16 protein-coding genes are annotated in these 13,620 nt (G+C 37.4%); 3 read left to right on the top strand and 13 right to left on the bottom strand.

Features of this window, described 5'->3' with window-relative positions; all coding sequences use genetic code 11:
* Nucleotides 1-91 precede the first annotated feature (91 nt).
* The 3 genes from IGJ02_RS02395 (at nt 92) to IGJ02_RS02385 (ending at nt 3,815) form a co-directional block, all read left to right on the top strand.
* Nucleotides 92-580: an N-acetyltransferase family protein gene (locus IGJ02_RS02395; RefSeq protein ID WP_430603122.1), complete on the top strand. Its 489-nt coding sequence runs from the start codon at nt 92-94 to the stop codon at nt 578-580.
* Nucleotides 581-695: 115 nt separating this feature from the next.
* Complete coding sequence (brnQ, locus tag IGJ02_RS02390; RefSeq protein ID WP_430603121.1) at nt 696-2,048, top strand: branched-chain amino acid transport system II carrier protein; 1,353 nt, start codon at nt 696-698, stop codon at nt 2,046-2,048.
* Between the two features lie 258 nt (nt 2,049-2,306).
* Nucleotides 2,307-3,815 (top strand): helix-turn-helix domain-containing protein, encoded by a 1,509-nt coding sequence (locus IGJ02_RS02385; RefSeq protein WP_010761659.1) that lies wholly within the window; start codon nt 2,307-2,309, stop codon nt 3,813-3,815.
* A 175-nt stretch (nt 3,816-3,990) separates the two neighbouring features.
* On the opposite strand, the gene truA is transcribed toward IGJ02_RS02385, so the two are convergent.
* The 13 genes from truA to IGJ02_RS02320 all read right to left on the bottom strand — a co-directional run bounded on the left by truA (nt 3,991) and on the right by IGJ02_RS02320 (nt 13,613).
* Nucleotides 3,991-4,737: a tRNA pseudouridine(38-40) synthase TruA gene (gene truA / locus IGJ02_RS02380; RefSeq protein WP_010761660.1), complete on the bottom strand. Its 747-nt coding sequence runs from the start codon at nt 4,735-4,737 to the stop codon at nt 3,991-3,993.
* A 19-nt stretch (nt 4,738-4,756) separates the two neighbouring features.
* A complete protein-coding gene (locus tag IGJ02_RS02375) occupies nt 4,757-5,554 on the bottom strand; it encodes an energy-coupling factor transporter transmembrane component T family protein (protein WP_034683540.1) in 798 nt (265 codons plus the stop codon).
* Complete coding sequence (locus IGJ02_RS02370; RefSeq protein WP_430603119.1) at nt 5,551-6,420, bottom strand: energy-coupling factor ABC transporter ATP-binding protein; 870 nt, start codon at nt 6,418-6,420, stop codon at nt 5,551-5,553. The genes IGJ02_RS02375 and IGJ02_RS02370 overlap by 4 nt, the downstream gene beginning before the upstream one ends.
* Complete coding sequence (locus IGJ02_RS02365; RefSeq protein ID WP_010761663.1) at nt 6,396-7,235, bottom strand: energy-coupling factor ABC transporter ATP-binding protein; 840 nt, start codon at nt 7,233-7,235, stop codon at nt 6,396-6,398. Before IGJ02_RS02365 ends, IGJ02_RS02370 begins: the two co-directional genes overlap by 25 nt.
* Nucleotides 7,236-7,494: 259 nt before the next feature.
* Nucleotides 7,495-8,664 (bottom strand): M20 family metallopeptidase, encoded by a 1,170-nt coding sequence (locus tag IGJ02_RS02360; protein ID WP_010761664.1) that lies wholly within the window; start codon nt 8,662-8,664, stop codon nt 7,495-7,497.
* 15 nt (nt 8,665-8,679) lie between these two features.
* Nucleotides 8,680-9,879 carry a hypothetical protein gene (locus IGJ02_RS02355; RefSeq protein ID WP_430603117.1) on the bottom strand — a complete coding sequence of 400 codons (1,200 nt, stop codon included), beginning with the start codon at nt 9,877-9,879 and terminating at the stop codon, nt 8,680-8,682.
* Nucleotides 9,880-10,170: 291 nt separating this feature from the next.
* On the bottom strand, nt 10,171-10,554 hold the full coding sequence (gene rplQ / locus IGJ02_RS02350) for a 50S ribosomal protein L17 (protein WP_010761666.1): 384 nt from the start codon (nt 10,552-10,554) through the stop codon (nt 10,171-10,173).
* Between the two features lie 27 nt (nt 10,555-10,581).
* Nucleotides 10,582-11,520 carry a DNA-directed RNA polymerase subunit alpha gene (locus IGJ02_RS02345; protein WP_010761667.1) on the bottom strand — a complete coding sequence of 313 codons (939 nt, stop codon included), beginning with the start codon at nt 11,518-11,520 and terminating at the stop codon, nt 10,582-10,584.
* 80 nt (nt 11,521-11,600) lie between these two features.
* Nucleotides 11,601-11,990 (bottom strand): 30S ribosomal protein S11, encoded by a 390-nt coding sequence (gene rpsK / locus IGJ02_RS02340; RefSeq protein WP_010761668.1) that lies wholly within the window; start codon nt 11,988-11,990, stop codon nt 11,601-11,603.
* A 27-nt stretch (nt 11,991-12,017) separates the two neighbouring features.
* Nucleotides 12,018-12,383 carry a 30S ribosomal protein S13 gene (gene rpsM, locus IGJ02_RS02335; RefSeq protein WP_010761669.1) on the bottom strand — a complete coding sequence of 122 codons (366 nt, stop codon included), beginning with the start codon at nt 12,381-12,383 and terminating at the stop codon, nt 12,018-12,020.
* 18 nt (nt 12,384-12,401) lie between these two features.
* Nucleotides 12,402-12,518 (bottom strand): 50S ribosomal protein L36, encoded by a 117-nt coding sequence (gene rpmJ, locus IGJ02_RS02330; RefSeq protein WP_002288710.1) that lies wholly within the window; start codon nt 12,516-12,518, stop codon nt 12,402-12,404.
* A gap of 32 nt (nt 12,519-12,550) precedes the next feature.
* Nucleotides 12,551-12,769 carry a translation initiation factor IF-1 gene (infA, locus tag IGJ02_RS02325; protein WP_002356224.1) on the bottom strand — a complete coding sequence of 73 codons (219 nt, stop codon included), beginning with the start codon at nt 12,767-12,769 and terminating at the stop codon, nt 12,551-12,553.
* 193 nt (nt 12,770-12,962) lie between these two features.
* Complete coding sequence (locus IGJ02_RS02320) at nt 12,963-13,613, bottom strand: adenylate kinase (RefSeq protein ID WP_010761670.1); 651 nt, start codon at nt 13,611-13,613, stop codon at nt 12,963-12,965.
* Nucleotides 13,614-13,620 lie beyond the last annotated feature (7 nt).

Raw genomic sequence — 13,620 nt, 5'->3', positions numbered from 1 at the left:
TTTCTATTATTATTTCAGAGATATGTAACTAGTTAGGTAATTAACTCTGAAATGACAAGAACCATTGCTATAACAAGAAAGAAGGCTCATAATGGAAAATAAAATAATCATTCGACCAATTGAAGAAAAAGATTTTCCAACATTACTTGAAATAGAAAATACGATTTGGACAAATGAAAATTCTCCTGTCCTTCATTATTATCACTCAGTTGATGAGTATAAGGAGAAAATAGCTGGACGTATTATCTTTGTTGCTGCAGATGATAAAAGAGTTCATGGTTTTGTGGATGTTCATCATCCTACTCCGTTGCTTGCTCATAAAAAACAATGGATGTTTGGGATTGGTGTCCATCCTGATAGTCAGTCTTTAGGAGTTGGACGGCAATTACTGGATTATTTGAAGGAAACTGCAACTAATGAAGGAATTCATAAAATTTCTTTACGGGTCATGGGAACCAATACTAAGGCAATTCAGTTTTATCGTAAAAATGGGTTTAGCCAAGAAGCCTTATTTAAAGATGAGTTTTTTATCAACGGTGCGTTTTGTGATGATTATCAATTTGCCTATTTTACTGATTAATCTCAGTGATTTTTAATATTTCCAGAAAACCTCAGGCTTTTTCTGAAAATTTTCTTGCTGTGCTCTTCTTATTTTGGTACTTTTAGTAAGGACAAAATATAAGGAGTGTTGAAGTGTGACAAAGAAATTATCATGGCGTGATTACCTCTATGTAGGTTCCATGCTGTTTGGCTTATTTTTTGGAGCGGGGAATCTGATTTTTCCTGTTCATATGGGACAAGAAGCTGGAGCTAGTATTTTTTTAGCAAATCTCGGCTTTTTGATTACAGGGATTGGCTTGCCGTTTTTAGGTGTAATTGCTATCGGTATTTCCAAAAGTAATGGGGTTTTTGATTTAGCAACTCGTATTAATCGGCGTTATGCCGTTGCTTTTACTGTGTTGTTATATCTGACGATCGGACCTTTTTTTGCATTACCACGTTTAGCAACAACATCGTTTGAAATTGGTTTAGCGCCTTTTATTCCAAGCGATCAACACAAATTGATTTTAGCAATCTTTTCAGCGCTATTCTTCTTGATTGCCTGGGCTTTTTCACGTAAACCTACTAAGTTATTAGGCTATGTAGGAAAATTTTTAAATCCATTATTTCTATTTTTGTTAGCGATTTTGATTTTATTTGCTTTCCTTACACCGCTTGGCTCTATATCTTCTGCGCCTGTTGCTGAGACTTATGTAGCGAATCCTTTTTTCAAAGGTTTTACTGAAGGCTATAACACATTAGACGCACTAGCTTCTCTAGCGTTTGGGATCATTATTGTTTCGACGATTCGAGGCATGGGTGTAGAAAAACCAAATGATATTGCGAAAGATACGATAAAATCTGGTGCAATCAGTATTGTCTTGATGGGAATCATTTATACATTGTTGTCCTATATGGGCACGATGAGTTTAGGTAAATTCCCTCTTAGTGAAAATGGTGGGATTGCTTTAGCTCAGATCGCTAACCATTATTTGGGTAATCTAGGTAGTATTTTATTGGCTTTTATCGTTATTCTAGCATGTTTGAAAACAGCTATTGGATTAATTACAGCTTGTTCTGAAACGTTCAGTGAGCTGTTTCCAAAAGGTTCTTATGCCTTTTACATTGCAGCAGCAAGTATTTTACCTTGTTTGTTTGCAAATGTTGGGTTAACGAATATCATACAATTTTCAGTGCCTGTATTGATGTTTCTCTATCCTTTAGCAATGACTTTGATGATTTTAGTGATTATCAGTCCCTTATTTCATCACCGTAAAGAAGTTTATCGTATGACGACTTATGTGACATTGTTTGCAGCGTTACTTGATGCTTTGAATAGTGCCCCCGATTTTATCAAGTCGAATACAGTAGTTACCACTATTTTAAAAACTGCTGAAAATTACTTGCCTTTATTTACGATTGGCATGGGTTGGGTCGTTCCATCCATCGTTGGTTTTATAATTGGCTTGATTTGGATCAAAGTAAAAAAGGAATCCGTTCTTAATTAATCACTGAGCCAAGATAGAACTCGTTGCGTTTTGTCTTGGCTCTTTTTTGTGACTAATTCACCAAAATTTTATCTATCATACTGATATTTTTTTGGATTCAAAATGAGAAATAATGTTCATTCTGATTTATCTTTTGTTCATTTTTGACGAAAGCTTGCTTTTTTGTTAAAGATGTGTCACTAAATGTTTTTCAATTATCGTCTTAGCTGACAAGTGGCTATAAAGTACAGTAGAATAGGGGCAAGGAAGTGATTAGTTATGCTCTATGAGGAACTGATGATGGATTCGGGAATGCTTACAAAATTCAAACTTTTCAAACGGATCACACAAATCAATCAACCAGATATCTCGATTACCCAATTATCCGAAGAACTCTCTTTGAATTATCAGCAAACCTTTATTATCGTAAATGAAATTAATAATGATCTAGTGAAAATAATCTCTACCCATCCATCCATTTTACACAAAGCAGGAAAAATCAATAGCACTAAATTACTTGTAACAATCGATGAATACCGTTACTTTCTTTTGAAAAAATCGGTTCCGTTTCAGTTTATTCTTTATTTTTTGAATTATGATTCTCCTAGCATAGATGATTTTTGTCAACGCTATTACGTTAGCCGTTCCACAGTTTCTAGAAAGATGTTGCCTTTGAAAAAGCACGTAAAACAATATAATTTACGATTTACATATACTGAAGCAAACTTGTCTGGTGACGAACGAGCTGTCAGAGTTGCGCTTTTTGATACCTTATGGTTAGGAACCAGAGGAACAGCTTGGCCATTTAAGAGCGTTGCACTTGAAGACGCTGAAAGACTTGCTGAGTCATTTTCTGAATATTTCCCTTTATCCAGAACTTACTTAGGAGCCAAAGAACTGACCTATTTTGCAGCAATTTTTCTTTGTCGGACCCGAAAAAAATATTTTGTTAGTTATGATACTCGGTATGACTTTTTGATGATGGATAATCCCTACTATGATTTTGAGCGCCTAAATAAAGAACTGGGTCCAATCCAAGCATTACCCGCTAAGCACAGTAAGGGAGAAAGTAGCTTTATCTTTTTCTTAGCTCATTATGCTCCTTTTTACACATTAGATGATGATCCTTCGCTGTTTCAGACATTACATGACTTTTCAGCGAGGCCTAACCCTGTGTATGAACTAGTTCAGGAATTTTTAGTCTATGCTAAAGTCAACATCTTTAAAAAGGAACCTGAAATTACGAATAGCCCGATTATTGTTGGGAATTTGCTAAATATCATGTTTACTTTTTTTGTCTTACGTCAACCTTTCCCAAACCTTCAAAAATTAGTGGAGTTACCGCGGAAAAAGAAAAAAGCAGACGAACTTCTTGAAACACGTATTCAAGCGTTTTTCGATGAGAAAGCAAAAGAAAAAGAATATAAATTTATTTATACAATCAAAAAACCGCTGGTCAAAGCTTTCAAAAGTGTTTTACTCCCTGCTTATGATAAACCAAAACATTCTGAGCATTTAATTGTTGGTGTTGCTTTTGAGCATAATTTCCTTTTGGTTAGAAGAATTTATCAATTTTTAAATGATTTAGGCTTTGTGGATTCTGCTCCTTATCAAGAGGAGTTGAATGAGCAATATGATTTGGTTATTAGTTCTTCTTTATTACCAAGAAAAAAATACCCAGAACTACCACTTTATTTTTGGGATTTATCTTATGATGAAGAAGAGCTAGCTGATTTATATCGAACATTACAGCAGCTTTTTGAGAAAAAAAACATTATTCAAGACTAACTAAACACACTTGTGATACGAGAAACTAACTAAAAAAGGGTGTGGGACAAAAGTAAAAAGTACTTTTGTTTCACACCCTAAATACGAATAAACGGTGGGAGCAGAAGTAACCCCTTCTTATTTCTCAGGGTTAAACACTCCTGTCCCAACCTCTAATCTTAGTATTTTTTTCTATTTATTCATATTTCACTTCAACCAGATACAATCCTTCTGGATGAGCCGTTGGTCCAGCTAAATTTCGATCTTTTGCTGCAATGATTTCAGGAATTAGTGTCTCATCCATCCGTCCGTTCCCCATTTTGAGCAGTGTTCCGACTAAAATCCGGATCATCTTATACAAGAAACCATCTCCCCGAAACGTAAAAATCAATTCATCCCCTGATTCATTAACTGCAAGGCTCGCTTCATGAATCGTTCGAACCTTATCTTCTATCTCTGTTCCAGAAGCACAAAATGAAGTAAAATCATGTGTTCCGATTAAATCAGTCAATGCTCGTTGTATTTTTTCCGTATCGATTTCATAGGGAAAATAACTAGCATAGAATCGTTTGAACGGGCTTCTTGGTTTACCGATATCTACTCGAAATTGATAGGTCTTTTCAATGACATGATACCGAGCATGAAACTCATCTGGAACGATTTCCACACGTTTTACAGCGATATCTTCAGGCGTTTGGGTATCTAATGCATAGCGCATCCTCTCCAAGTCTCTCTCCTGTGGGTAATCAAAGTGAATAACCTGTCCTACAGCATGAACACCAGCATCTGTCCGACCCGAGCCAAAAATCGTAATCGTTTTGCCATTATTCATTTTTCTTAATGTTTTTTCAAACTCTTCTTGAACGGTTCGCCCATTTGGTTGAGACTGAAATCCATTAAAATTCGTTCCGTCATACGCAATTATTGCTTTATAGCGTGGCATTTCTTTTCCACCTTTACTTCTAACTTCTTATAAATATCAATACTGCTGTTAATACCCCAAAAGCTAGCATCACGACAGTATCTGTCAAATGCCAATGAAGAATTCGATATTTCGTCCGGCCGTCTCCACCTTGATAACCGCGTGCTTCCATTGCAGTCGCCAAATCTTCTGCTCGATTAAAACTGCTGACAAACAACGGTATCAGTAGCGGTACAACAGCTTTCATTTTCTGAATCAAATTTCCTTCACCAAAATCGACTCCACGAGCACGCTGAGCGTTCATGATTTTCTCCGTTTCATCCATTAATGTTGGCACAAAACGCAACGCGATCGACAACATCAACGAGACTTCATGAACAGGAAAACGAACCACTTTTAGCGGACGCAATAAATACTCGATCGCATCTGATAAATCCAGAGGCGGTGTTGTCAATGTTAATAGAGTAGACATAAAGATAATCAACACAAAACGGCAGAAAATAAATAAACCATTGATCACCCCAAATTCCGTGATCGTGAAAATTCCCCATTTAAAGTAAACTTCTCCACCTTGAGTAAACAGCATCTGTAAAGCGACCGTAAATAAAATCAACCAAATCAATGGTTTGATTCCGCGTATAAAAAATCGAATATTCACTTTAGAAAGAAAAATTGCAAACAATGTAAAAACAGCTAATACGCTATACGTTTGCCAATTATTCGCTAAAAATATAATCCCAATAAAGTAAAAACTAGCAATCAGCTTGGCTCTTGGATCCATCTTATGAATAAATGAATCGCCTGGGATATAACGACCAAAAATCAATTTGTTCATCACAGGCCTTCACCTGCCTTTTTTAAGCCTTTTAATAAATCGTCAGCTAAAGCATCTGCAGTCAACGGTAATTCTTCAAAAGAAAAACCTTTCGCTAGTAATTTCTCTGCAAAGGTCGCAGCAGTTGGTACACCTAATTGTTTTTCTTTCAGCCAGTCAATGTCCTGAAATACTTCTTGCGGTGTACCTGCTTTAACGATTTGGCCTTGTTCTAATACGATCACATGATCTGCATAGTTAGCCACATCATCCATTAAATGAGTCACTAAAACGATCGTCATCCCACGTTCTTCATGCAGACGTTGAAACATTTCCATCATCTCTTTACGCCCTTGCGGATCAAGTCCTGCTGTTGGTTCATCTAAGACTAGTACTTCCGGTTCCATCGCCAAAACACCAGCAATCGCTACACGTCGCATTTGTCCTCCTGATAATTCAAACGGAGAGCGTTCTAAATAACTAGCATCTAGCCCAACTAACTCAAGCATTTCAGCAGCTAATCTTGCCGCATCTTCTCCTGATACGCCAAAATTCTTTGGACCAAAAGCAATGTCTTTTGCTACTGTTTCTTCAAATAGTTGAGCTTCTGGAAATTGAAAGACGATACCGACTTTTTTACGAATCGGTTTTAAATTTTTATTATTTGTTTCTGGAACAATCACTCGATCACCAATTGTTACGGTACCTTTTGTTGGTTTTACTAAAGCGTTCAAATGCTGCAGCAAGGTTGATTTCCCACTACCAGTATGACCAACAATTGCTGTATAAGAACCATTCTCTATCGTCAAATTCAAATCGAATAATGCCCGTTGTTCAAATGGTGTGTGGGGTTGGTAGGTAAAATCTACTTGTTCAAAACGGATGTCCATAACCAATCCACCATCCTTTCTTCAGTCAAATATTCATCTGGCACATCGACACCACGTTGTTTTAACGCAATTTTCAATTTTTCTGGGAAAGGAAGATCTAAGCCCATTTGAATCAATTCAGTTCCAGCTGAGAAAATTTTCTCTGGTGTGCCTTCACTAACTAGCTCACCTTGTTTCATCACTAAAATCCGATTTGCATTAGCCGCTTCATCAATATCATGAGTAATTGAGATAACCGTTAAGTTACTTTCTTCTTTGATTTTTTTGATTGTTGAAATAACTTCTTCCCGTCCTTCTGGATCAAGCATGCTTGTTGCTTCGTCCAAAATGATGATATCTGGACGTAAAGCAACAACACCGGCAATCGCTACACGCTGCTTTTGGCCACCAGACAAACGAGCTGGTTCACGTGTGGCAAAGGTACTCATTCGAACCTTTTCTAAGGCATCTTTCACTCGAACAAGCATTTCCTCTCGAGGAATACCTTGATTCTCTAAGCCAAATGCAACATCATCTTCTACTGTAGATCCGACAAATTGGTTATCAGGATTTTGAAACACCATCCCCACCATTTTACGAATATCCCAAACGTTCGTTTCATTCAGTTCTTTACCGCCAACTGAAATGCTGCCGGAAGCAGGTAATAACAATCCATTGATCGTTTTTGCCAATGTTGATTTCCCTGACCCATTATGTCCAATAATTGCAATCCACTCACCTTGTTGGATGGAAAAAGATACATCTTTCAAAGCGGGAGAAGCATCTTCTGGTTGATAGTTAAAATCGATATTTTTTAATTCAATTATCGGTTGCATCGCGTACTCCCTCAATTATTTAGTCTTACTAACACTAACAAAAAATCAGTGTTTTTTCAATCATCTATTCTTTTCTTTGCACTATTTTCTATTATAACAAAATAAGTCAATTTATGTATATTCTTATCTGTCATGACAGAAAGTTTTTTAAATAATCTATTTATTTACTTACAATAACTAAAAAGGATGAAAGAAAACTAAATTAGCCTTCTCACATCCTTCTTACTATTTACTAGTATTCCCTCCATTGAGGTAACGGTTATTGATTTAAATACTCAAACGCATATTGCGCATATAATTCCGCGCCAATTTCCATAGCATCCTCATCTACATTAAAACGTCCATGATGATGGGCCCACTGTGTATCTTTTTCTGGATTACCACAGCCGACCAAAGCAAAACAACCAGGTGTATTCTCAGTAAAGTAACTGAAATCTTCTCCTCCAGTGGTTGGTGGTTCTTGAATCAGCGCTGACTCCCCAAAGTTTTCTGTGATAATCGATTGAGCAAATAATGCATCTTCTTCATCATTGATCACAGGGACTGTTCCATAATTATAGTCTACTGCTGCTGTACCGCCATACATAGCCGCAGTTTGCTCCGCATAGCGTTTTAAAGCATTTTCCACACGATTACGCGTGGCAATACTAAAACAACGTACAGTGCCTTCTAACCGAGCATTTTCAGCAATCACATTAAACCGTGTACCAACATCCATTTTACCTACAGTCACTACAACTGGATCCAGTGGATTGGTCTCTCTAGAAACGACTGCCTGCACATTCATCACAAAAGAAGAAGCTATCATGGCAGCATCGACACAAGCATCTGGCATTGCGCCATGTCCACCGCGTCCTTTGAAATCGATTGAAAAAATATCCGCTGAAGCAAATGATGAGCCCACAACACAAGAGGCTGTTCCAGAAAGCATCTGCGACCAAATATGAATTCCGAAAACGTCATCCACACCTTCTACAGCCCCTTGAGCAACCATTGCTTTAGCACCCTGAGCATTTTCTTCTGATGGTTGAAAAATAAAACGAACCGTTCCTTTAATCTCCCCTTGCACTTCTTTTAGCGCTTTCGCTGCAGTCAACAACATAGCTGTATGGGCATCATGACCACACGCATGCATTTTCCCATCTTCTAATGACTTATAAGAGATACCCTCAGTCAACTCTTGAACAGGTAATGCATCCATATCCGCACGCAAGGCAACTGTCTTTCCAGGTTGACCACCAACTAGCTCTGCTATGATTCCTGTAGGTTCAGTCTTACGATAAGGAATACCGATTTTGTCTAACGTTTCAGCAACCTTTTCTGTTGTTCTAAATTCTTCAAATTGTAATTCTGGGTGTTGATGTAAGTCTCTTCTAAAATCGATCATTTCATCTTTATACTTTTGGATCAACATTTTTAATTCTTTCATTTTATTCCCTCTTCCCTATAAACTCAATAAAATACTTGAAAAGATTCCAGCCAATACAACTGACACAATGGTAACCGTTATAAAACCAGCAACCAACATTGGCGGCATCATATGACTGGTCAGCGCTTCTTTTTCTTTTTCGTCTTCTGTTAATGACTGGATGACTTCGTTGGTAATGATATAATCAGCTGGAAATCCATATAAAGCAGTCAATGATACAGCAAAGGCCATTTCTTTACTAACGCCTAATAATTTTCCGACAACTGCTGAAAAGACATACATCCCGATAACACCAATAACAATAATACCAACCATTGGTAAAAATAATTCCTCTAACATTTCTGGTGTTGCTTTCTTTAATCCATCAAATATAAATAACATTAATCCCAAAATGGCAAAACCAAAACTATTCGCTTTTTTCAGTGGTTGTTTCTCTAAAAATCCTACTGAAGAAGCGACAACTCCAAAGAATAAACATAAGACAAACGGGCTAATTGAAACAAATGGCGCACTCCATACTGAAACATAATATGCCACTAAAGCCACAATCGCTAAACGAAAGATTCTTGAAAAATCAGTATGGTATTTTTTAGGAATAGTTTCAAATAATCTTGGTATATCTTCCTCGGCTTCTTTCTCGCCATTTTCTTGCTCATGAACAGGTGTCCACTCACCTTTTCGGTACTTTTCTAGCATTCGTTTTCCTTCTTTTTTTAGCATAATAGAAGTTAACGGATAACCAGCAAAACCTTGCATTACATATATCAAAATAGCTAAAACTGATAATGATGTCAGTCCTGCTGTTTGAGCTGCTTCTGACATGATCAATGATGAAACTACCCCTCCAACCAGCGGTGGAACTGCCACTAAAACCGTTTGGAAATCGAAAACTATTGATCCTAGCGTTAATAATAATACGACAATACCTAAAATCCCTGAAAGTGTGATCACAATTGTTTTCCATTGATTGGCTAGTTCTTTAATCGATAATAAAGTTCCCATATTTGTAATTAGTAGGTACATTAATAACGTCGCAACTACTGGTGGAATCCCAGCAATCTCAACAATATTCTCTGGAAAAAAAGTCCAATACCCAACAACAAATAATACTGCACAGACAAAAACAGATGAAATCCATGCTTTCGTTTTACTTGATACAACATCTCCAATATACAAAATAGCCATCAATAACGTGAAAGCTGTCATTTGTGCCATGTTACTCCCCCTTTAAACCGTCACTATTTATTTGTCTGAAAATTCCGACTAGTAAAAGTATACTAAAAATTACACCTAGATGCAATAACATAACAACCATTCTTATCTTTCCCTGTAGCAAACAAAAAAGTCCTAAGAAAAAATCTTAGGACAAAAAAATACACCTTATAATATGATGAGTGCTTCTCTGCCGAACAAGTTCGACAGAGAAAGCGTTGAGCTAGACTAGGAGTCGCCTCCAACATCATAACACTCTAAAAGAATCATCTATAAAGTGACGGTATAGTTTGATTATTTAACAAATTCGATAATTACCATTGGTGCTGCATCTCCGCGTCTTGGTTCTGTCTTCAAGATACGAGTGTAACCACCTTGGCGTTCAGCGTAACGAGGTGCAAGGTCATTGAATAACTTTTGTAAAGCTGATTCAACAACGATTTTTTCGTCTTCTTCACGAACGCTAGCAACTTCATTACGTACAAAAGTAGCTGCTTGACGACGAGCATGAAGATCTCCACGTTTGCCTAAAGTAATCATTTTTTCTGTAGTCGAACGAATTTCTTTCGCACGAGCTTCAGTCGTAACGATACGTTCATTGATAATTAAATCAGTAGTTAAGTCACGCAACATTGCCTTACGTTGGCTTGATGTGCGTCCTAATTTACGATAACCCACGTTGGTTTTCCTCCTTCGTAAAAAGTATTAATCGTCTTTACGTAAGCCTAAACCTAAATCATGTAGTTTTAGTTTAACCTCTTCAAGAGATTTACGACCTAAATTACGTACTTTGATCATTTCTGGTTCAGATTTATTTGTAAGTTCTTGTACAGTGTTAATACCTGCACGTTTTAAACAGTTATATGAACGAACAGACAAGTCTAGTTCTTCGATGGTCATTTCTAGCATTTTTTCTTTTTGTGTTTCTTCTTTTTCAACCATGATTTCAGCGTTTTTCGCTTCATCAGTAAGGTTAACAAAGATGTCTAAATGCTCCGTCATAATCTTAGCAGCTAAGCTAAGGGCTTCTTGAGGAATGATTGAACCATCAGTCCATATTTCCATTGTTAATTTGTCGAAGTCATCACGACGACCAACACGAGTGTTTTCTACTTGATAGTTCACACGACGAACTGGTGTATAGATGGAATCAACAGGTAGAACACCAATTGGCATATCTTCCTTTTTGTTTTCGTCTGCTTGAACATAGCCACGACCAGGTTTCACTGTTAAGCGAGCATGGAAAGTAGCTCCTTCAGAGACACTACAGATAATTAAATCTTTATTCAAGATCTCAACATCGCTGTCGACGATAATATCGCCAGCAGTTACTGTAGCAGGTCCTGTAATATCGATCTCAAGGGTTTTTTCTTCTTCTGCGTAAAGCTTAAGAGCTAAACCTTTAATATTCAAAATAATTTGAGTTACGTCTTCTCTCACACCTTTAATGGTAGAGAATTCATGCAACACACCATCGATCTGAATATTTGTAATAGCCGCACCCGGCAGAGAAGATAATAAAATACGACGTAGAGAATTACCTAAAGTAGTCCCGTAACCTCTTTCCAGTGGTTCAACGACGAACTTGCCATAATCTCTATTCTCATCAATTTTTTCGATTCTTGGTTTTTCAAATTCAATCATTCTTATCTATACCCCTTTCAAAACGAAAAGTGTCTTGTTCAATGACGTTCTTAATTCAAACTCAGAATGAGTGGCACTCATTAAACACGACGGCGTTTTGGAGGGCGGCATCCATTATGAGGAACTGGAGTCACGTCACGAATTGCAGTCACTTCTAAACCTGTTGCTTGCAATGAACGAATCGCTGCTTCACGTCCAGAACCTGGTCCTTTAACTGTTACATCAACAGTTTTAAGTCCGTGTTCTTGTGCTGCTTTAGTTGCAGCTTCTGCGGCCATTTGAGCTGCAAACGGTGTTGATTTTTTGCTTCCTTTAAAACCTAATGATCCTGCTGATGACCATGCTAATGCATTACCATGACTGTCAGTGATCATTACAATTGTATTGTTGAATGTAGAATGGATATGTGCAATCCCAGTTTCTATATTCTTTTTCACACGGCGTTTACGACTAACTTTTTTTGCTGCCATGAAGATCTAACCTCCTTCACTTAGGAATTATTTTTTCTTGCCTGCTACAGTACGAGCTGGGCCTTTACGAGTACGTGCATTATTTTTCGTGTTTTGTCCACGAGTTGGTAATCCACGACGGTGACGGATTCCACGGTATGAACCGATTTCCATCAGACGCTTGATGTTCAAGTTCACTTCACGACGAAGATCACCTTCAACTTTTAACTTATCAATTTCCGCACGGATAGCATCTGTTTGATCATTCGTTAAATCACGAACACGAATATCTTCAGATACGCCAACGTTTGCTAAAACTTTTTTAGCAGTAGTATTACCAATACCAAAAATATAAGTAAGAGAAATTACTACACGTTTATCACGAGGGATGTCTACTCCTGCAATACGAGCCATTCTACGTTACACCTCCTATTATCCTTGACGTTGTTTATGTTTTGGATTTGCTGGGCAAATGACCATAACACGTCCTTTACGGCGAATTACTTTACAATGTTCACACATTGGTTTTACTGATGGTCTTACTTTCATGATAATACCTCCCTGAATTTTACGGAGTACAATTATTTAAAGCGATAAGTGATTCGACCACGAGTTAAATCATATGGAGATAACTCAACAGTTACTTTATCTCCAGGTAAAATTCGAATATAGTGCATACGGATCTTACCGGAAACAGTAGCAAGAACTTGGTGTCCATTTTCTAGTTCAACTTTAAACATTGCATTCGGCAAAGTTTCGACGACTGTACCTTCGACTTCAATCATATCTTCTTTAGCCACGCACAGTACCTCCTTGTACTTGTTTCGCATTTTCACACGATAAAATGGCGGAAACTTCAGCCCCCACCTAGAATTTTCAATTAAACCTCTACAAAAAGGTAGAAGTCGGACTGATATATTCTATCATAAACTATTCTATTTGGCAAGAGAATCTGTATCAAACAAAATGGTAAGTTTGCGGCAATTCAGACAACTATCTTTTTTCAATGATTTCTTTCACTTCAGAAAAAACAGTATCGATCTCGCGATTCCCATCTATTGTATACAATACGTTTTTAGCCTTGTAAAAGTCTAAAATTGGCGCACTGCTTTTGATGTTGACTGCCAGACGGTTTTTGACCGTTTCAGGCTTATCATCTTCTCTTTGATAAAATTCATGTCCGCCGCAACGATCACATGTTCCTTCTACAGTCGGAGGATTGAAGATTTTATGATAAGTTGCGCCACATGAACGGCATATAAACCGGCCAGCTAAGCGTTCAACTAAAATCTCTTCTTCAACATGGATGTCGATGACAGCATCAATTTTTTTATTTAATTCTATTAACATTTTATCTAATGCTTCTGCTTGATCCAAAGTACGTGGAAAACCATCTAATAAAAAGCCTTTATCAGTATCAGGTTCTGCCAAACGTTCTTTGACAATTCCATTTGTTACATCGTCTGGAACCAAAGCACCTTTATCGATATAAGATTTCGCTTCTAAGCCAAGAGCAGTTTCGTTTTTCATCGCTGCACGGAACATATCTCCTGTAGAAATATGAGGAATACCATAAGTATCCACGATCTGTTCAGCTTGAGTTCCTTTGCCTGCTCCAGGCAATCCCATTAAAATGAGGTTCATTTCATTT

This window comes from Enterococcus sp. DIV0724b, from assembly GCF_050531475.1.
Lineage (GTDB): Bacteria > Bacillota > Bacilli > Lactobacillales > Enterococcaceae > Enterococcus_L > Enterococcus_L haemoperoxidus.
This window is presented reverse-complemented; position numbering and strand designations above follow the sequence as displayed.